This window comes from Acuticoccus kandeliae, from assembly GCF_003073115.1.
Genome location: NZ_QBBV01000181.1, coordinates 1 through 289, shown reverse-complemented (window position 1 = coordinate 289; position 289 = coordinate 1). Strand labels below are relative to the sequence as shown.

At 71.6% G+C, this 289-nt stretch carries 1 protein-coding gene; it reads left to right on the top strand.

What is annotated here, in order from left to right:
- Positions 1–289 (top strand): alcohol dehydrogenase catalytic domain-containing protein (locus DBV35_RS29860; protein WP_157962129.1); only part of this gene is annotated, 289 nt, incomplete at both ends.

Below are 289 nucleotides of genomic sequence, written 5' to 3'. Positions count from 1 at the left end.
CGGGCCCGATCTTCATCCCGAACGGGGAGAAGCACCCGCTGACCGGCCGCGAGCTGCCGCTGACCCTCGGCCACGAGTTCTCCGGGACCGTCGTCGAGATCGGGGCCGGGGTCGAGGGCGTCACCGAGGGCGACCGGGTCGCGGTGATGCCGCTCTACACCTGCGGGACCTGCTCACGCTGTTCCGAGGGCCGCTACAACGTGTGCGCGCAGATCGGCTTCCACGGGCTGATGGCCGACGGCGGCATGGCCGAGACGACCGTCGTCCCGGCGCACATGCTGCACCCGCA